Source organism: Bacillus sp. 05T22, from assembly GCF_056396765.1.
Genome location: NZ_JBFTMC010000018.1, coordinates 1 through 19,488 on the forward strand (window position 1 = coordinate 1; position 19,488 = coordinate 19,488).

Below are 19,488 nucleotides of genomic sequence, written 5' to 3' on the forward strand. Positions count from 1 at the left end.
CTTGTTGGAGGGCAGTATGTAGCTGAGAATCCTACGCTTGCAAGCATGTTTACTTTTAGCGGTGAAACAATCGCAATTATGCTTATTGTATACGGTTTTATTGCGTCTGCATTACCGGTGTGGATGCTCCTTGCCCCACGTGATTATTTAAGTACATTTTTAAAGGTCGGAACGATTGTTGGGCTAGCAATTGGAATTCTAATTGTAGCACCAAACTTACAAATGCCGGCCGTATCCAAGTTCATTGACGGAACAGGTCCAGTGTTTTCCGGAAATCTATTTCCGTTTCTATTTATTACAATTGCTTGCGGGGCTGTATCAGGATTCCATGCTTTAGTTTCCTCTGGTACTACGCCGAAGATGATTGAAAGAGAAGGGCACGCACAACCAATTGGTTACGGGGCAATGTTAATGGAATCGTTCGTTGCGGCGATGGCCATGATCGCAGCTTGTGTATTAACACCAGGGACATATTTTGCAATTAATAGTCCGGCAGCTCTTATCGGAACGGATGTATCACAAGCAGCTCAAGTTATTTCTTCTTGGGGATTTGCAATTACACCAAATGAATTAAAGGATCTTGCTGTAAATGTTGGTGAACAAACGATACTATCTCGTACAGGAGGAGCGCCAACATTAGCAATTGGGATGGCCTACATCTTTTCACAAGTAATCGGTGGAACTGCGATGATGGCATTCTGGTATCACTTTGCTATTTTATTTGAAGCACTATTTATTTTAACGACAATTGATGCTGGTACACGTGTAGGGCGATTTATGATTCAAGATATTTTAGGACATGTATATAAACCATTTGCGAAAACAGATTCTACACTGGCTAATGTGATTGCAACAACGTTATGTGTGTTAGGATGGGGGTATTTCTTATACCAAGGTGTAGTTGATCCGCTCGGTGGAATTAATACATTATGGCCACTCTTTGGAATTGCTAACCAGATGTTAGCGGGTATTGCGTTATTGCTCGGAACAACGATATTGTTCAAAATGGGGAAAAAGGCGTACGTTTGGGTTACGCTTATCCCAACGGTAGGTTTGCTGATTGTGACGATGACAGCAGGCTACCAAAAATTATTTCATGAAAATCCGAAAATTGGATTTTTATCGCATGCAAAAGTATTCCAGAGCGCCTTAGATGAAGGGAAAATACTAGCACCGGCCAAAAATGTGGCACAAATGAAGCAAATTATCTTCAATGATTATATCGATGCTATGCTTTGTGGAATTTTCATGTTAGTTGTAATAGCAGTTCTTATTTCTGCTATTCGTATATGGATTAAAGTATTGCAAAATAAATCTATACCATTAAAAGAAGCACCATATATTCCAAGAGATGAAAGTGAGTCGAGAAATTATGCTTAAAAAATTGGAGAAGGTGTGGAGAACACGAAAGCAATTTATTAGTTTGCTTGTTGGAGTACCAAGTTATGAAACGTACGTTACCCATATGAAAGAGTACCACCCAGAAGAACCGATTTTATGTCGAAAACAGTTTTTTGCTGAGGCGCAAGAGGCTAGGTTCAATGCGAAAGGTGGAAAAATATCAAGGTGTTGTTGAAGAGAAAGAGCGATTCGTCGCTCTTTTTTTACTTTTTTGTTGTTTCACGTGGAACAACAAAAAAGTAAAAAGTTTCGGGAATTATAGAGGTAAGGTAAGTTTAGCATCATAAAAAAACAAGCTATCTATGGATAGCCTGTTTTTTACCCCGTAAAAGCCCGATTAGTGAAGGTTGATTAAAGATTCACTTTATTTCTTATACAAGTTCTTTGCCAGTTGCAAATTTACGATATGCACCGTGATGTGTTGGTCCTACATATTCGTTAATTTTGAATGAGTGACGAATTGCTGCTGTGATGAATTCTTTTGCAGTTTTTACCGCTTCTTTTACAGATTTACCTTTTGCAAGTTCTGCTGTAATTGCTGCAGAGTATGTACAACCTGCGCCGTGTGTATTTGTTGTATCAATTTTCTCTGATTCTAAAAGATCAAATGTTTCTCCATCGTACAATACATCGATTGCAGTTTCTGTACCTAGCTTGCTACCGCCTTTAATTAGTACATATTTTGCACCTAAAGCATGGATTTTTTTAGCAGCTTCTTTCATGTCTTCAAGAGAATTAATTTTCACACCGCTTAGTTGATATGCTTCGAATAGGTTTGGTGTAACAACTAATGCTTTTGGAACAAGTACATCGCGTAAGCAGTCATTTGTTTCAGGATGCAATGCTTCATCTGCACCTTTACAAACCATAACTGGGTCTACTACTACATTTTGTAGATTATGCTTTTCAATTGTTTCAGCAACCATTTCAATGATTTCAACAGATCCAAGCATACCCGTTTTTAAAGCATCAACACCAACACCTTCAATTGTTGTTTCTAATTGTGGTTTGAGTGTAGAAGCAGGAATAGGGAATACGTTATGTGCCCAGCCATTATGTGGATCCATCGTTACGATTGTTGTAAGAGACGTCATTCCGTATACACCAAGTTCTTGAAACGTTTTTAAATCCGCTTGTATACCAGCGCCACCGCTTGTGTCAGAACCAGCGATTGTAAGTGCTTTGTTTAATGTCATTGTGAAAGCCCCCTCAGGTGATATAATGAAAACTACATTTTTAACCATTATATCAATCTTATGAATAAGTACAAAGTGAAAAAGTTACTTGTTTGTTTAAGAATACATTGAATTTGGTACAATGAGAAAAGAAAATATTGTATGTAGGAGACAATTTATGTTTCAAGAGAACCGTATAAGCGAATTAGCTATATTAAAAGAGATTGCAGAAACATTAAATACATCCAATGATACATATCATGTGCTACAAGCGGTATTAGAAAAATTGCTGCATGTGACAGGATTAACAACAGGATGGATTTTTCTTGCTGATGAAAATGGTAGGTATACAAAATTAATTGATTATCATTTACCAGCAGCGCTTACCTTTCAAGATAAAAAGCCAATGTGCGAAGGAGAATGCTGGTGTTTGCGCCGTTTTGTGGAGGGGAAATTAGAACGAGCGGTTAATATTATTAAATGTAAACGAATTAACAATGCGGTTGAAAATAATTGGGGTGATACAGAAGGAATTCTTCATCATGCAACCGTTCCATTAAAAGCTGGCGGAGAAGAGTTTGGAGTCTTAAATGTCGCTAGTCCAGGGAAAACACATTTTTCTGAAGAAGAACTGATGCTATTACAATCGGTTGCCCTGCAAATTGGAACAGCTTTAAAACGAACGAAACTATATGAAAATGAAAAGAAACGGGCTCATTATTATGTGAAACTAGAGCGTTTTATTCAGGAACTAAGAAAAATTCATAAATTAAATACATTACCAGAAGAAGTTGTAAAACAAGTGGGAGATGTATTTCTATGGGAGCAAGTTGCATTTTTTATACAAGAAGAAAAAAAGATATCCATGCGAGCTTGTTATAAGAAGCGTACATTACAAAAGGATTCGGGTTTAGAGAGAGCGGCAAAGGAAGCAATAGAAAAGAACAGACCTGTTTTAATGAAAAGACAAGTTGGAAATGGTGTTCATCCTAACGGCTCTATTATTGCCGCTCCAATACATATTCGAAATCATGTGTTTGGTGTTTTATGTGTGAATTCAAATCAAGGTGAGTTTGATACAAATACCGTAGACATACTTCAAGCGTTAACGAATCATATTTCATTAATGATTGAGAATTTACGATTAAATGAACAGCGTCGTGAACTGGTCCGAATGGAAGAACGTAACCGTTTAGCAAGGGATCTGCACGATTCAGTTTCACAAAAGCTATTTTCATTAACCTTCATGACGAAGGGAGCGGAAGCTGTTTTGAAGGGACAAAATGAAAGGGTAGATCAATCTCTTCATGAGATGAGAGAGTTAGCGCAAGGTGCTTTAAAAGAAATGCGGACACTTATTTGGCAGCTTCGTCCAGAAGGATTAGAAAAGGGATTGCTTTCAGCTTTAAAGCAATATGGTGAAAACTTAGGTTTGAAAATTCGTGAGCAGGTTACAGGTGTGCGTGACTTACCGCGTGTAGTAGAAGAAACATTATGGCGTATTGGACAAGAGGCATTAAATAATGTAAGTAAGCATGCAGGTGTCATGGAGGCTACGATTTACTTCAAAGTAACAGAGAATGATGTATCTTTAGAGGTAGTTGATCATGGTGTTGGTTTTATAGAAGCGAATGTAAGAGAGAAGAAATCACTTGGAATGACTACAATGCGAGAACGAGCAGAGTTAATCGGTGGATGTATTACAATTGTAAGTGAAAAGAACCGAACAAGTATAAAGGTTATCGTACCATTATGATGTGAAAATGAGGGAAACTTGTGAAAATAAAAGTATTATTAGTTGATGATCATACAGTTGTTTTAAAAGGATTAGCATTTTTCTTAAGCATGCAAGAAGATTTGGAGTTAGTTGGAGAAGCAAATAACGGAAAAGAAGCGTTAAAGAAAGTAGGAGAAGCACAGCCGGATATTGTTTTAATGGATTTATATATGCCAGAGATGGATGGGATTGAAGCAACCTCGTGTATTAAAAAAGAATATCCAAATGTGAAAGTGCTCGTATTGACTAGCTTTTCTGATCAAGCGCATGTTTTACCAGCTTTAAAGGCCGGAGCGAGCGGATATATTCTAAAAGATGTTGAACCAGATCAACTTGTGGAAGCTATCCGTAGTGCATATAAAGGAAATATTCAGCTTCATCCTGATATAGCAAGTGCGCTTCTTTCTCAAACTTTGCCGCAAGAAGAGAAACAGGAGTCATCAAATATTCATGTAGATGTACTAACGGCAAGGGAGAATGAAGTGTTGCAGCTCTTGGCAAAAGGGATGAGTAATAAGGAAATTGCATCCGTGTTAGTGATCACAGAAAAAACAGTAAAAGCTCATGTAAGTAGTATTTTAGGAAAATTAAATTTATCGGATCGTACACAAGCAGCTTTATATGCAGTGAAAAATGGGATCGTATAAGACAAAAGTCGTAGGATTAGTTCGCCTTTAGGAGATGGACCTTTTTTATGAAAAAATCCGTCTATGTGAGGAAGAAATTGTTAGGAGGAGAGGATAAAATGTATTTGTAAGCAACAATAATTACAGGGGATTGTCCCTTTTTAGTGAGTAGATAATAAACAACGTAAGAGTGAGTAATAGGAGGAAAAAAGGCATGACAACAGTTTTATTTGTAAAAGCTAACAACCGTCCAGCAGACCAAGCAGTTAGTGTGAAATTATATGAAGCGTTTTTAGCAAGCTATAAAGAATCACATCCAAATGATACGGTGGTAGAACTTGATTTATACAATGAAGAATTACCATATGTAGGCGTAGATATGATCAACGGTACATTTAAAGCTAGTAAAGGATTTGACTTAACAGCAGAAGAAGCAAAAGCAGTAGCTGTTGCTGATAAATATTTAGAGCAATTCCTTGCAGCTGATAAAGTGGTATTTGGTTTCCCATTATGGAACTTAACAATTCCAGCTGTATTGCACACATATATCGATTACTTAAACCGCGCTGGAAAAACATTCAAATATACACCAGAAGGTCCAGTAGGTCTTATCGGTGATAAGAAAATTGCATTATTAAATGCACGTGGTGGTGTATATTCTGAAGGTCCAGCAGCTGGCGTAGAAATGGCTGTTAAATATGTAGCAAGCATGATGGGCTTCTTCGGTGTAACAAATATGGAAACAGTTATCATTGAAGGTCATAATCAATTCCCAGATAAAGCGGAAGAGATTATTGCAGAAGGTCTTGAAAAAGCAGCTAAAGTAGCAAGCATATTCTAATTCATGAAATAATCGTCACTCGATATGCAGTACCAACACTTTTATAGTGATGGTACTGCTTCCTATTTGTTCATTTTACTATTTGATATTTGCACTAGCCGCTTGTTTATTCTCACTATTGTTAGGAAGTGGAAATGAATTTCCAATCATTGCAGCTCCAAGCATCGGTAATAACAAATTAATTGGGAAGAACATAAGTAATAGCACTGTAATAGCGATTGGTTTTCGTAATGCATAGCTTGAAATGGCTGTCGTCACGATAGCTACAGAAGCAATTGGATCTAGCGGTATGACAGTGGCCATAGCATATCCAATACTTGCTCCAGCAAATATAATCGGAAAAATGTGTCCTCCACGCCAACCTGTATTTAAACAAACTGCCGTTATACATAATTTTAAAACACCTGAAAGAAACAGCACCCCAAATGATAATTCTGTCCACTCATTCACTAATTCTTTTAATTGGTGTTCTCCTGAAAACATAGTATATGGGAGGAAAGTTCCGGCAATCCCTAAAATAATGCCACCTATAATCCCTAATGTTAGTTTATATTCTTGAAAAGGGTGCACTATTTTTTCCAATATATATTCTATCTTGAAATAAAAATAGCCTACACTAGCACCTATACAAGCAAGAGGTAGAAAGGCAACCCATTCATGAAGTGCAAAAGATCCTTCTCCAAAATTAACAATAAAAGATCCTCGATTATCAAATTTACTAAGCAATAAATAAACAGAAAAACCAGCCAAAGTAGTAGCGACATATACGATAGCCTTTTTCCCTTTGGAAACTTCAGCAAGTCGTTCATCCTCATTTTCACTTGGAGCTAAGTAACCGAATAACGGTGCATTAAAAATAACACTTAAAGTAGCGCCGATTCCAATTTCTGTTAGCCCCTGCATTCCTTTTACAGCAAAGTGAAAGCGATCGCCAACCCATGTACAAAGCCCGCCTATAATCCCAACAAGTGCAGCTTCCGGTCCTAAACTTGCTCCAAATACTAAAACAATAATAGCTGTTAATGTAGCTTGATGTACAAAACGGTATTCAATCCTGCCTGTTTTCTTATATTCAGCCATTACCTCTGGCATTAAACGTGGGTATGTACCAAAGTACTTTTGTGACAGTCCAATAAGAAAACCACCGATTATTGTTACACAAATTGTATAATAAGATGGTAATGCAAATTCTTTAGGTAAATATTCCCAAACGAAATGAATTCCAGCATTGGTGACAACTAAAAATAACCAGACTGTGGCACCAACGATAGAACCTAGAAATATACCGTACACGATGAGTAAATAGTGCATATTTCTCCTAATAGCCAATTTTTATGCCTCCTCTATTTATACGTTATTATGAAAAATTAGAGATTCTAATACGAAAATAATGAATTGAATGTGCATATTATCTTTTTAAAGAATTACTTATTCAACATATATTATAAACATTATTAGTATTATTTCTTCTAAAGAAGCAAAATACAAGTGATGTTTAAAGCTTTTGATCTCATCGAGATGATAATGCTCATGCCATGTGCTGAAATAAATATAAATTGTCTAAAATATTATTGTAATCTCTACGAGAATTGTATACTAGTATAAGTTAAAATACGCATTAGATTTAGGAGGTTTCTTATTTGATTCGTGAGTTGAAAGAACAAGCGCTTGATGAGCTTGATGAAAAATGGGGATTAGCGGTAGGAGTTACCTTGTTCTTTATATTCCCTTTCGTATGGTTTTGGAGCTGGAGTAAAGTAATAGAATCGTTTATGATCGATATTATTGTCGTGCTAATGGTTGGGCCCTTAACTTTAGGTGCTTACTATCTTGCCTTAAATACAGTTCGTGACAGGACAGTTGGAATTGGGCAATTATTTAAATGGTGTAAAGAGGTAAATAAATTTATTAAATCAATTTTAATATATTTACTAATGGATATCTATATTACTTTATGGACATTGTTATTTATTATTCCAGGGATTGTTAAATCTTTCTCTTATACCATGACTTTCTTTATTTTAAATGATCATCCGGAATTTTCAATGAACCAAGCTATTACGGAAAGTCGTCGTATGATGAACGGACATAAGATGGATTATTTCTTAATATGTTTAAGCTTTATTGGCTGGTTTATACTAAGTATCCTTACTTTAGGAATCGGTTTCTTATGGTTGATTCCATATTTTTATACTACAAAAGCAGCGTTTTATGAGAAGGTTTCAACAGACTATTATAAAAGAAAATCTTATGTTTAAAAACAACAAAGCATAGATGTTAATGTTCATGCTTGCTGTTCTTTATAAGCATTTTATAAATTGTTATACCATTGAATGACTTGTGATCTCTTACTTTAACGATTGTGTTATGGTATATGATCTATGATCTATAGATCACTTACAGTAGATGCTTTACACGCAAAATAAGCAAACATTTCATAAATACGAAAATGGCCAAGAGTTCTTTAAAAAAATCCTTGGCCCTTAATTTTTTTAAAATATCACGTGCATTATATCAAGCGGTAGGCCTACCAGATTGCCACTATAGAATCTTACAAAACTGTCATGTTGTTGTAAGGTCTAGCGATAGTAAAAAAATAGATTTCCCTACATAATAAAGGTATAACAACAAACACAATTTCATGAGGTGATATATATGAATGGAAATAAAGTTTTATCTTCTTTTTCGTACTGGAGTGTTCTTTTTGCCCCTGTCTTATTCCCACTAATTGTTTGGATTCTCGGAGATCATGAAACAAAAGGTCATGCGAAACGAGCTCTATGGACACATCTTATTCCGGGAATTACTACTTTTATAGGAATTGTAGTATTGGGAATCATGGATGTCGGTTTTAAGCAACTAGGTACAACAATGGCTATTGGCGCAATGATTATGGTATGTATTTGCGGCCTAATTAGTCTATACTTCTTTATTTGGAATATTGTAAAAGGGATTCGAGTAATTAGAGCATAATCTCTAGGGTATCTACTATTCTTCGTATTCATCATTGTAATTCTTATTTAAGCTTACCTTGATGATGAGGGGATATTTCCCTTGTTTCCTTAAATTTAAGTTTTCATAATAAACAGTTAAACAGCCAATAAAATATTTTATAAATATTCAGAAAAATAATTGACATTAGGAAATTATTGCTATAAAATCAACGGTAATTGCATAGTCTTATCAAGAAAAGGTGGAGGGACAGGCCCTATGAAACCTTGGCAACAGCCGTGTAACGGAATTGTGCCAAATCCTGCAGGTAATAACCCTGAGAGATAAGAAAGAGACTTTAGAGCGTGTTTTCAAACTGCTTCTTTCTTGTTAGGGAAAGAAGCAGTTTTTTTATTTTCTATAAAAGAAAGGAGAATAAGGAATGGGAGAATCATGGGGAAAAGGAACTATTTGTGTGCAAGGTGGTTATACACCGAAGAATGGTGAACCACGTGTTTTACCACTTTATCAAAGTACGACGTATAAATACGATACGTCCGATGATTTAGCAGCGCTCTTTAATTTAGAGGCAGAGGGCTATATTTATACGCGTATTGGGAATCCGACACTAGCGGCATTTGAACAAAAATTATCAGAGCTCGAAGGTGGAGCCGGAGCTGTTGCGACAGCCTCTGGTCAAGCGGCTATTATGCTTGCTGTTTTAAATATTTGTGGCAGTGGTGATCATTTGCTTTGTTCTTCAACCGTTTATGGGGGAACCTTTAACCTGTTTGGAGTAAGTTTGCGTAAGCTTGGTATTGATGTAACATTCTTTAATCCGAATTTAACTACTGATGAAATTGTGGCACTTGCAAATGATAAAACAAAGCTTATTTATGCAGAATCACTTGGAAATCCAGCGATGAATGTTTTAAATTTTAAAGAGTTTTCAAACGCGGCAAAAGAACTGGAAGTACCATTTATCGTGGATAATACTTTGGCGACACCATATTTATGCCAAGCGTTTGAGCATGGCGCAAATATTGTTGTTCATTCTACAACGAAATATATTGATGGCCATGCGAGTTCATTAGGTGGAATTGTCATTGATGGAGGGAATTTTGATTGGACAAATGGAAAATATCCTGAGCTTGTCGAACCAGATCCAAGTTATCATGGCGTAAGTTATGTGCAGAATTTTGGCCAGGCGGCATATATTGTGAAAGCTCGTGTTCAACTATTAAGAGACTATGGAAACTGTATGAGCCCATTCAATGCGTATATTAGCAACATTGGTTTAGAAACATTACATTTACGAATGGAGCGTCATAGTGAAAATGCTCTTGCAGTTGCGAAGTGGCTTGCTAACCATGACCGTATTGAATGGGTGAATTATCCGGGATTAGAAAGTAATGAAAATTATCCACTAACGCAAAAGTACTTAGCAAAAGGTGCAAGTGGCGTTTTAACATTTGGGATTAAAGGTGGATTAGAATCTGCGAAAGAGTTTATTGCAAATGTAAAGCTAGCAACGCTTGTGACACACGTAGCGGATGCAAGAACATGTGTGATTCATCCTGCTAGTACAACGCATAGACAGTTAAATGAAGAAGAGCAGCGTTTAGCAGGTGTGACATCTGATTTAATTCGCTTATCGGTCGGTATCGAAGATGTTTCTGATATTATTGCGGATCTAGAGAAAGCATTAGTTGGAGGCAAAGCGCATGCCGATCATTGTTGATAAAGATTTACCAGCCCGTAAAGTATTGCAAAAAGAGAATATTTTTGTGATGACAAAAGAGCGAGCTGAAACACAAGATATACGTGCTCTAAAAATTGCGATTTTGAACTTAATGCCAACAAAACAAGAAACAGAAACGCAATTGCTCAGGTTACTCGGTAATACACCACTTCAATTGGATGTGCATTTGCTTCATATGGAGTCTCATACATCCCGTAATGTAGCGCAAGACCATTTAACAAGTTTTTATAAAACATTTCGCGATATTGAGGAAGACAGATTTGATGGTCTCATTATTACAGGGGCCCCAATTGAAACACTTCCTTTTGAAGATGTAGATTATTGGGAAGAACTTGGACGCATAATGGACTATTCAAAAACGAATGTAACATCTACATTGCATATTTGTTGGGGAGCACAAGCGGGTCTGTATTATCACTATGGAATTCCGAAATACTCGCTTGAAGAAAAGATGTTTGGTGTATTCGAGCATGAAGTGCATGAGCAGCATGTGAAATTGTTACAAGGATTCGATGAGCTCTTTTTTGCACCACATTCACGTCATACGGAAGTACGCGCAGCTGATATTGAAAAAGTACGAGAGTTGACATTACTAGCAACATCAGAAGAAGCAGGTGTCCACCTTGTTATGGGGCAAGATGGAAAGCATATTTTTGTTCTTGGTCATAGCGAATATAGCTGCGATACGTTAAAACAAGAATATGAACGCGATAAACAAAGAGGGCTAGATATTAAGGTTCCCAAAAACTATTTTAAACATAATAATCCAGCTGAAAAGCCACTCATAAGATGGCGGAGTCATGGAAACTTATTATTTTCAAATTGGTTAAATTATTAYGTGTATCAAGAAACCCCTTATATWTTGTAAGCTGATCATTATATAACATGTGGCAACGTTTTCTTTACAAGGATCGCTTTATATTTTTCCGAATGTTCAAAATATATTGTCTTTCAGAATTTTAACTTATATAATGGCATCTAAATACAATTCTTTAGAGGGGTGGACAGTATCATGAATGAAATTCAAGTGGGCTTATTAGGCCTTGGAACAGTTGGCAGCGGTGTGGTTCGTATTATTACGAATCATCAAGATCGTCTTATGCACCAAGTTGGTTGCCCAGTGAAAGTAACAAAAGTATTAGTGCAAAATATTGAAAAAGAGAGAGAGGTCCAAGTACCCTCTACCTTATTAACGAAAAATGCAAATGAAATTATAGATAATCCTGATATTGATGTTGTCATTGAAGTGATGGGCGGCATAGAGGAAGCGAAAGCATATATTTTACAAGCTTTGAAAAATGGTAAACATGTTGTTACTGCTAATAAAGATTTAATGGCATTGCACGGAGCAGAATTACTGACGGTGGCAAAGGAAAATCAAGCTGACTTATTTTACGAGGCGAGCGTAGCTGGAGGGATTCCAATTCTGCGCAGCATTGTAGAAGGACTTTCTTCGGATCTTATTACGAAAGTGATGGGAATCGTGAACGGAACAACAAACTTTATTCTGACAAAAATGTCTGACGAAGGGAGAGCATATGACGACGTGTTAAATGAAGCGCAGCAGCTTGGATTTGCGGAAGCAGATCCAACATCAGACGTTGAAGGTTTAGATGCAGCAAGGAAAATGACGATTTTAGCTACTCTAGGTTTTTCTACAAATGTAGAGCTTGGAGATGTGAAGGTGAAAGGGATTACTTCCATTACTGAGGAAGATATCGCATATAGTAAAAGCTTAGGATATACAATTAAATTAATTGGACTGGCGAAGCGTGATGGTGAAAAATTAGAGGTAACAGTTGAGCCAACATTACTTCCGAATACACACCCTCTTGCAGCAGTTCAAAATGAATATAACGCCGTATATGTATATGGTGAAGCGGTAGGAGAAACAATGTTTTATGGACCTGGAGCAGGAAGTTTACCGACAGCGACAGCGGTTGTTTCTGATTTAGTTGCGGTAATGCAAAATGTGCGCCTTGGTGTAACTGGGAATAGCGCAGTTTCTCCGCAGTATGAAAAGGTATTAAAAGAGCCAGATGAAATTWTTGTGAAGAAGTTTTTACGTCTACATGTAAAAGAYGAAATTGGTGTGTTTGCAAAAATTACATCTTTATTCTCTGAACGCGGTGTTAGCTTTGAAAAAATTATTCAAATGCCACTCGGGGAGAAAGGAAAGGCTGAGATTGTTATCGTAACACATCGTGCATCACTTGCAGACTATGAATATATTTTACATACATTGGGGGCATACGAAGAAATAGATTGTGTGAAAGCAAACTATCGAATCGAAGGAGATGCTAGGTAATGTGGAAAGGTTTGCTTGCTGAGTATAAGGAGTTTTTACCTATTACGGAAAAGACACCTCCCTTAACATTGCATGAAGGTAATACACCACTTATTTTATTAGAAAACCTGTCAAAGCGGTGGGGCGTAACAATTTACGGGAAAATAGAGGGGGCAAATCCAAGCGGATCGTTTAAGGATCGCGGTATGGTAATGGCGGTAGCAAAAGCAAAAGAAGCAGGGAGCGGAGCGATTATCTGTGCATCTACAGGTAATACGTCTGCATCTGCAGCAGCTTATGCGGCTAGGGCCGGACTGTCATGTATTGTTATCATTCCAAATGGTAAGATTGCATATGGTAAATTAGCGCAAGCTGTCATGTATGGTGCTGAGATTATAAGTATTGATGGGAATTTTGACCATGCTTTGCAAATCGTACGTAAGCTTAGTAAATTATCGCCAATCACACTTGTGAATTCTGTTAATCCATACCGAATTGAAGGGCAGAAAACAGCTGCATTTGAGATTTGTGATGCGCTTGGGAAGGCGCCGGATATTTTAGCAATTCCAGTTGGTAATGCAGGCAATATTACAGCGTATTGGAAAGGTTTCAAAGAGTATCATGAAAGACTTGGTACGGGTTTGCCAGAGATGCGCGGCTTTGAGGCGGAAGGAGCAGCGGCGATTGTGCATGGACATAAGATTGAAGAGCCAGAAACAATCGCTACAGCAATTCGAATTGGGAATCCAGCAAGTTGGGAGCAAGCCGCCCTAGCTGCAGAACAATCTCAAGGAAAAATTGATGAAGTAACAGATCGTGAAATTCTTGAGGCATATGGATGGTTAGCTAAGTATGAAGGAATCTTTGCTGAACCTGCTTCATGCGCTTCTCTTGCTGGTGTTTATAAACAACTGAGGAGTGGAGAAATTGCAAAAGGAAGCCAAATTGTAGCGGTATTAACAGGTAACGGTTTGAAGGATCCAAATATCGCCATTGATACAAAGGAAATTCAGCCAGTCGTGTTACAAAATGATGAGAAGGTTGTCTTTGATTATATTCAGGGAGCTGTCTTCCGGTAAAATAGATGAAAAAAGCCTATTGTAGCGTTATTCGCTCAATAGGCTTTTTTCATGTGGAGGATTTTTGTACCAATCTGAATAAATGCTTGAATGATCCAGCCTGTTGTAAAGGAAAGGATAATTGTTCCGAAGTAAATAGGCCCATCTAATAAGAAACTGAGTGTCAAAAATAGCAAAGCTAATGAAATTTCTGTTCTGCGAAACGTCCATTTTTTCTTTTCAGACATTGTTAAGACAAAGGCCTCTTGTGGTGCTGCACATAATTGTGTGGAGACATAAATTCCAATTCCAGCGCCAACAAATAGATTTCCGCACACAAGTGTTATATATTTTGGAAGAGAGCGGATTGAATCCATAATGATAGTAATAGAACCAATCCAATCAACAAAAACAGAAATAAGAACCATAGTAACAATTGTTCCGATTGTAATATGCTTCTTATTCAAAAAGAACACAATAAGTGTAAAAGCGAAGTTAATCATAAAAATCCAAAAGCCAATACTTACTCCAAAGTTTTGATATAGCGCAATAAAAAACGAATCATAAGGACTAAGGCCAAATGAAGTAATAGTTGTCATCATGTTAATTCCAAGAGATAGGATGAGTAGTCCGCTAATAAAAAATATATAGTCTAGTTTTAGACGTATCATATGTTTCAAATCCTTTCTGAATGTATTTGCTAGGAAAGGATATATTGTGGAAAGCTTACCAGGTCAAGAAAGAATTTTTTGATGAGGTTTATTTAAATGATGGGAAGGGGAGGAAATAAGATGACAAATATAAAAAAGATTGCGGAAATTGCCGGTGTATCAGTGTCAACGGTTTCACGTGTATTAAATAATCATCCGTATGTAAGTGATAAAAAGAGGCAGGAAATTTTAGCGATCATTGAAGAGCTAAATTACACCCAAAATGTGAATGCGATTCATTTAGTAAGAGGAAAGACGAATGTGATAGGTGTTATTTTGCCGCATGTAAATGATCAATATTACAGTGCAATTATTGAGGGGATTTCTAAAGAAACGGCCAAAAAAAATTATAATATGATGCTCTGTCAGACGAACTATAGTGCCGAAAAAGAACTTGAAATTTTGCATATGTTAAAAATGAAGAAGCTTGATGGTGTAATTATATGTTCGAGAATGAATGGCTGCAAAACAATAGAAGAATATACAAAGTTTGGCCCGATTGTAACATGTGAAGAAATAGAATCTAAATGTATTTCTAGCGTACATATTGATCACTATAAGGTGTTTTCGCAGGGGATGAAATACGTAATAGAAAGCGGACACACTCACATTGGATATTGTATTGGCAGAAGTCATAGCGTAAATAGTCAAAAACGAAAACAAGCTTATGAGGAAGCACTTCAGGAGATTTCTATAGAATCTCGAGAAGAATGGAAGTTTACAGAGCGTTTTACAGTAGAGGATGGTCGTGAAGTGATAAGAGCGTGGATTAACATGTCTGTGAAACCAACAGCATTTCTCGTTTCTTGTAATCCAATTGCAGCAGGTATGGTAACGGAAGCAAAAAAACATGGAATTCGTATTCCTGAAGATCTTGCAATTATTGGGTGCGATGACCAAGAGGTGGCTGATGTGTTAGGAATTACAACAATTGCTCATTCTAGTAAAGTAGTTGGTGCGAAAGCATTTGAAATATTATATGAGAAGATAGAGGATGAAAAAATAGATGTGAAGAACATTGAACTTTTACCACAGTTGACCCTTCGTGAAACTACATAATGCATAAAGTATGAAAATCGCTTTTCGAAAAGGCGTTTGGTATAATTAGGGACAATCTATGAGGCTAAAAGGGGTTTTGACATGAGATCCAAATTAGTAAAAGGAATTTTACTCATTACAATTGCATCTTTTTGTTTATTTGCATATGGTTTTATTTCGGGAATTAATGATGTATTAAATCCGAAAGCTTCAAATTTAACTATGAAGACAGCACAAAAACAAGTAAAGGGGAAACAACACCCTGGAACATTACAAGTTGTCAGTTTAGGCGATTCTTTAACGCGTGGCGTTGGAGATAAAGAAGGAATTGGCTATGTGGGACGAGTGAAAGAAAGTTTGCAGAAGGATTACAAACAAAAGGTAGCGTTAACGAATTTAGCTGTTAGTGGTGCGAAAATGCCGGATTTGTTGAAACAAATAGCAAGTAGTGGTGCACAGTACTCAATTAAGCAAGCGGATCTTATCGTTTTAACAATTGGAGGAAATGACTTATTTCCAGGATGGGAATCACTTGGAAAGATAGATCTAGAAACATATCGCCCTAATACAGAAACATTTCAAAATCAGGCAAAACAAATTTTAACAGAAATTCGAAAGCTAAATCCAGATAGCCCGATTTTCTGGCTCGGTTTATACAATCCTTTTGAGGATGTTGAAGATTTAAAAGGTTCTTCATCCATTGTTGTAGATTGGAATGCATCTTTAGAAAAATTAGCAATAGATAATAAAAATGTATATATAACGCCAACGTTTGATCTGTTTCAAAATCGCGGGAAAGAATTGTTGTACTCAGATCATTTTCATCCGAATGAAATTGGCTACTCATATATGGCGGATCGCTTATTACAAAGCGTTGTAAGTAAGCTGAAGCTAAATGAAGGAGGGGCGAAATGACGACGATACTTTCAGTACGAAATGTGAAAAAGGTCATTGGGAAAAAGACGCTTGTTGAAAACATTTCATTTGATGTGAACCAAGGAGAAGTGTTTGGATTTTTAGGACCAAATGGAGCAGGGAAAACAACAACAATTCGGATGCTAGTTGGTCTTATTAAAGCGACTGAAGGTACGATTTCTATTGGTGGTTATAATATTAAAGAGAACTTTCGAGAAGCGATGCGGCAAATTGGTAGCATCGTGGAAAATCCAGAGCTCTATACATATTTAACAGGGTGGGAAAATTTAAAGCAATTTGCACGTATGCTTGGCGGTATATCAGATGAACGTATTTTAGAAATTGCGAAAATGGTTCATTTAAACGAACGTATTCACGATAAAGTGAAAACGTATTCTCTTGGTATGAAACAACGCCTTGGAATCGCGCAGGCTCTTCTTGGAAACCCGAAACTCCTTATACTAGATGAACCAACAAATGGCCTAGATCCAGCTGGTATAAGAGAGATGAGGGAGTTTATACATAAGCTTGTGAAAGAAGAAAACATGAGCGTCTTTATTTCGAGTCACTTACTAAGTGAAGTGCRAATGATATGTGATCGTGTCGCTATTATTCATAAGGGAAAAATGATTACAGTTGCACCTATTGAAGAGTTGATTAAAACTGCGAGCGATCGTGTTGAATGGATTGTTACACCGATTTCCCGAGCATTAGAACTTTTAAAAACTTCAAAAGAAATTAGGGAAATTAGCATAGATGATGAACGTTTATTGTGCCGAATGGATATTGCTACAATTAGTGCTTGGAATAAACGCTTTGTAGAAAATGGAATAGATGTACATAGCGTGAAGGAGCTTGTCTTTACACTAGAAGATTTATTTATTGAACTCACAGGGAGTGAGCAACATGCGTGAATTTGCGAATCTTGTTTTAAATGAATCAGAAAAAATCTATCGAAAGAAACGTATTGTTGTCGTCATGCTCATATTGGCAATCTTAATTCCTTTGTTTGTTTATGCACAGTATCGTGAAGTGCAGACAACGCAAAAACGCCTTGGTACGAGCGATTGGAAGGTAGCACTTCAGCAGCAAATTGTTGATTCGCAAAATCGCTTAAATAATTCTAGGTTGCCAGAAGAATGGCGGGATTGGCTGAAAGTACGAGTGGAGCAGCAACAATATTATTTAGATCATGATATTAATCCAACGGCACCAGGAGCACCAACGTTTGTACGAGCATTCATTGAACAAGGAATTACATTGTTTATTCCGCTACTTGTAATGATTGTTGCAATTGACATTGTATCGGGGGAACGAAGTGATGGAACGATGAAAATGCTTCTAACACGGCCCATTCGGCGCTTTAAAATCCTTCTCAGTAAATATGTGACGATGTTGTTATTTATATCACTTATATTGCTCTTGGTGGGGATTTTCTCCTATGTGTTATCGGGCGTTGTTTTCGGATATGCCGGATGGAATTTACCGGTACTGACGGGTTTTGGAATTGATAAAGAAACACTGAATACAAATTTTGTCCACCTCATCCCGCAGTGGCAATATATTTTAATGGCATATGGATTAGCGTGGTTTGTTGCGATTGTTGTGGGAACAATATCCTTTATGGTTTCTGTATTAATTCGTAATACACCAGCCGGTATGGGAGTCATGTTGGCAGTATTAATTGCAGGTGGTATTTTAAGTTCCTTTGCAACATCTTGGGAAGGGGCAAAATATATTTTTAGCGTGAACTTATCACTGACAGATTACTTATCAGGGAAGTTACCAGCATTGCAAGGTCTATCGATGAGCTTTTCATTAATGAATTTAACAGTTTGGGCCGTAGTTTCTCTTATCATTTCGTTTGTCGTATTTACGAAGCAAGACATGGTCAATTAAGTGAATAGGAAGTGAAGAGATGGAACATATTTTAAAGAATGATTGGGAGCCGTTACTTGCACCAGAATTCGAGAAACCATATTATCAAAAACTAAGACAGTTTTTAAAAGAAGAATATAGTACCCATGTCATATATCCGAGAGCCAATGATATTTTTAATGCACTACATTATACAAGTTATGAGGATACAAAGGTTGTCATTTTAGGACAAGATCCATACCATGGGCCAGATCAGGCACATGGGTTAAGCTTTTCTGTACAACCTGGTGTAAAAACACCGCCATCGCTGCAAAATATGTACAAAGAATTGCATGCAGATCTTGGTTGTGAAATTCCGAATAACGGTTATTTAGTGAAATGGGCAGAGCAAGGCGTATTATTACTTAATGCGGTGTTAACTGTGAGACAAGGAGAAGCAAATTCTCATAAGGGAAAAGGATGGGAGCATTTCACAGATCGTGTTATTGAACTGTTAAATGAACGTGAAAAACCTTTAATTTTCATATTGTGGGGGCGCCATGCACAAGCAAAGAAAAAACTGATTACCAACTCGAATCATCATATTATTGAATCTGTACATCCAAGTCCTTTATCAGCAAGACGAGGTTTCTTTGGCAGTAAGCCGTTTTCAAAAGTAAATGACCTCTTATCTAGTATGGATGAGAAAAAAATTGATTGGCAAATTCCAAATCTATAAAAAAGGTAGCTAACAGAATGACTGTTAGCTACCTTTTTTAATCACTGCGGTTCATTTTTTAATTTTGCATCTAGTACAAATGTACCAAATGGGATAACGGAAGCAATCAACGCACCTAAAGCCCATAAGATAGACTTACGATGTACGATTGTTACTTGAATCACGGCAAAGATGAATAATATAAATAGAACGCCATGAGCCATACCTGTAATTTTGACTGCTGTTACAAACCCCGCAAAGTATTTTAACGGCATCGCTACAAATAATAGTAGTAGAAAGGAAATCCCTTCGATTAATCCAATTGCTCTTAATCTTCCGATTGGTGTAGATAACATAAAAGTGCCTCCTTAAACATGCGCTTGTATATAGTA

The 19,488-nt window shown here is 36.9% G+C and carries 20 protein-coding genes and 1 riboswitch; of the genes, 16 read left to right on the plus strand and 4 right to left on the minus strand.

The window, feature by feature from the left end; translation table 11 throughout:
* Both cstA and AC1DIT_RS08615 read left to right on the plus strand, forming a co-directional pair.
* On the plus strand, window positions 1–1,380 hold a 1,380-nt coding region (gene cstA / locus AC1DIT_RS08610), incomplete at its 5' end, for a carbon starvation protein CstA (RefSeq protein WP_476998140.1).
* On the plus strand, window positions 1,373–1,576 hold the full coding sequence (locus AC1DIT_RS08615) for a YbdD/YjiX family protein (RefSeq protein ID WP_016112769.1): 204 nt from the start codon (window positions 1,373–1,375) through the stop codon (window positions 1,574–1,576). The genes cstA and AC1DIT_RS08615, both read left to right, overlap by 8 nt.
* Window positions 1,577–1,772: 196 nt before the next feature.
* Here the strand turns inward: AC1DIT_RS08615 and pdxK are convergent, their stop codons facing one another.
* Window positions 1,773–2,597 carry a pyridoxine/pyridoxal/pyridoxamine kinase gene (pdxK, locus tag AC1DIT_RS08620; protein WP_016132478.1) on the minus strand — a complete coding sequence of 275 codons (825 nt, stop codon included), beginning with the start codon at window positions 2,595–2,597 and terminating at the stop codon, window positions 1,773–1,775.
* Window positions 2,598–2,754: 157 nt separating this feature from the next.
* On the opposite strand from pdxK, the gene AC1DIT_RS08625 reads away from it, so the two are divergent.
* The 3 genes from AC1DIT_RS08625 (at window position 2,755) to AC1DIT_RS08635 (ending at window position 5,820) form a co-directional block, all read left to right on the plus strand.
* The gene (locus AC1DIT_RS08625; protein WP_016132477.1) at window positions 2,755–4,332 is read left to right on the plus strand and encodes a GAF domain-containing sensor histidine kinase; all 1,578 of its coding nucleotides are present in this window, start codon (window positions 2,755–2,757) and stop codon (window positions 4,330–4,332) included.
* A gap of 20 nt (window positions 4,333–4,352) precedes the next feature.
* The gene (locus tag AC1DIT_RS08630) at window positions 4,353–5,000 is read left to right on the plus strand and encodes a response regulator (RefSeq protein ID WP_016112766.1); all 648 of its coding nucleotides are present in this window, start codon (window positions 4,353–4,355) and stop codon (window positions 4,998–5,000) included.
* A 193-nt stretch (window positions 5,001–5,193) separates the two neighbouring features.
* Complete coding sequence (locus AC1DIT_RS08635) at window positions 5,194–5,820, plus strand: FMN-dependent NADH-azoreductase (RefSeq protein WP_016112765.1); 627 nt, start codon at window positions 5,194–5,196, stop codon at window positions 5,818–5,820.
* 78 nt (window positions 5,821–5,898) lie between these two features.
* On the opposite strand, the gene AC1DIT_RS08640 is transcribed toward AC1DIT_RS08635, so the two are convergent.
* Entirely contained in the window at window positions 5,899–7,131 is a 1,233-nt protein-coding gene (locus tag AC1DIT_RS08640) for a chloride channel protein (RefSeq protein WP_016132476.1), read from the minus strand.
* A gap of 329 nt (window positions 7,132–7,460) precedes the next feature.
* Here AC1DIT_RS08640 and AC1DIT_RS08645 point away from each other — a divergent pair, with 329 nt between their 5' ends.
* The 6 genes from AC1DIT_RS08645 (at window position 7,461) to thrC (ending at window position 13,879) form a co-directional block, all read left to right on the plus strand.
* Entirely contained in the window at window positions 7,461–8,078 is a 618-nt protein-coding gene (locus AC1DIT_RS08645) for a DUF975 family protein (RefSeq protein ID WP_016112763.1), read from the plus strand.
* Between the two features lie 397 nt (window positions 8,079–8,475).
* A complete protein-coding gene (locus AC1DIT_RS08650; RefSeq protein WP_016112762.1) occupies window positions 8,476–8,793 on the plus strand; it encodes a magnetosome magnetite crystal formation protein family in 318 nt (105 codons plus the stop codon).
* A 204-nt stretch (window positions 8,794–8,997) separates the two neighbouring features.
* A riboswitch (SAM riboswitch) is annotated at window positions 8,998–9,102 on the plus strand.
* A 91-nt stretch (window positions 9,103–9,193) separates the two neighbouring features.
* A complete protein-coding gene (locus AC1DIT_RS08655; protein ID WP_016112761.1) occupies window positions 9,194–10,492 on the plus strand; it encodes a bifunctional O-acetylhomoserine aminocarboxypropyltransferase/cysteine synthase in 1,299 nt (432 codons plus the stop codon).
* Window positions 10,476–11,381, plus strand: coding sequence for a homoserine O-acetyltransferase MetA (gene metA, locus AC1DIT_RS08660; RefSeq protein WP_016112760.1), 906 nt, complete (start codon window positions 10,476–10,478; stop codon window positions 11,379–11,381). Before AC1DIT_RS08655 ends, metA begins: the two co-directional genes overlap by 17 nt.
* A 144-nt stretch (window positions 11,382–11,525) precedes the next feature.
* On the plus strand, window positions 11,526–12,821 hold the full coding sequence (locus AC1DIT_RS08665; RefSeq protein ID WP_476998141.1) for a homoserine dehydrogenase: 1,296 nt from the start codon (window positions 11,526–11,528) through the stop codon (window positions 12,819–12,821).
* Window positions 12,821–13,879: a threonine synthase gene (gene thrC, locus AC1DIT_RS08670; protein WP_016112758.1), complete on the plus strand. Its 1,059-nt coding sequence runs from the start codon at window positions 12,821–12,823 to the stop codon at window positions 13,877–13,879. The genes AC1DIT_RS08665 and thrC overlap by 1 nt, the downstream gene beginning before the upstream one ends.
* Window positions 13,880–13,914: 35 nt before the next feature.
* Here the strand turns inward: thrC and AC1DIT_RS08675 are convergent, their stop codons facing one another.
* The gene (locus AC1DIT_RS08675; RefSeq protein WP_016112757.1) at window positions 13,915–14,529 is read right to left on the minus strand and encodes a YczE/YyaS/YitT family protein; all 615 of its coding nucleotides are present in this window, start codon (window positions 14,527–14,529) and stop codon (window positions 13,915–13,917) included.
* 120 nt (window positions 14,530–14,649) lie between these two features.
* Here AC1DIT_RS08675 and AC1DIT_RS08680 point away from each other — a divergent pair, with 120 nt between their 5' ends.
* The 5 genes from AC1DIT_RS08680 (at window position 14,650) to AC1DIT_RS08700 (ending at window position 19,117) form a co-directional block, all read left to right on the plus strand.
* A complete protein-coding gene (locus tag AC1DIT_RS08680) occupies window positions 14,650–15,627 on the plus strand; it encodes a LacI family DNA-binding transcriptional regulator (RefSeq protein ID WP_016112756.1) in 978 nt (325 codons plus the stop codon).
* Window positions 15,628–15,708: 81 nt separating this feature from the next.
* The gene (locus tag AC1DIT_RS08685) at window positions 15,709–16,521 is read left to right on the plus strand and encodes an SGNH/GDSL hydrolase family protein (protein WP_016112755.1); all 813 of its coding nucleotides are present in this window, start codon (window positions 15,709–15,711) and stop codon (window positions 16,519–16,521) included.
* Window positions 16,518–17,435: an ABC transporter ATP-binding protein gene (locus AC1DIT_RS08690; protein ID WP_476998142.1), complete on the plus strand. Its 918-nt coding sequence runs from the start codon at window positions 16,518–16,520 to the stop codon at window positions 17,433–17,435. Before AC1DIT_RS08685 ends, AC1DIT_RS08690 begins: the two co-directional genes overlap by 4 nt.
* Window positions 17,428–18,420, plus strand: coding sequence for an ABC transporter permease (locus tag AC1DIT_RS08695; RefSeq protein WP_016112753.1), 993 nt, complete (start codon window positions 17,428–17,430; stop codon window positions 18,418–18,420). Before AC1DIT_RS08690 ends, AC1DIT_RS08695 begins: the two co-directional genes overlap by 8 nt.
* A 19-nt stretch (window positions 18,421–18,439) precedes the next feature.
* On the plus strand, window positions 18,440–19,117 hold the full coding sequence (locus AC1DIT_RS08700) for a uracil-DNA glycosylase (RefSeq protein WP_016132475.1): 678 nt from the start codon (window positions 18,440–18,442) through the stop codon (window positions 19,115–19,117).
* Window positions 19,118–19,158: 41 nt separating this feature from the next.
* Here AC1DIT_RS08700 and AC1DIT_RS08705 read toward each other — a convergent pair whose 3' ends face one another.
* Window positions 19,159–19,452: a DUF3817 domain-containing protein gene (locus AC1DIT_RS08705; RefSeq protein ID WP_016112751.1), complete on the minus strand. Its 294-nt coding sequence runs from the start codon at window positions 19,450–19,452 to the stop codon at window positions 19,159–19,161.
* Window positions 19,453–19,488 lie beyond the last annotated feature (36 nt).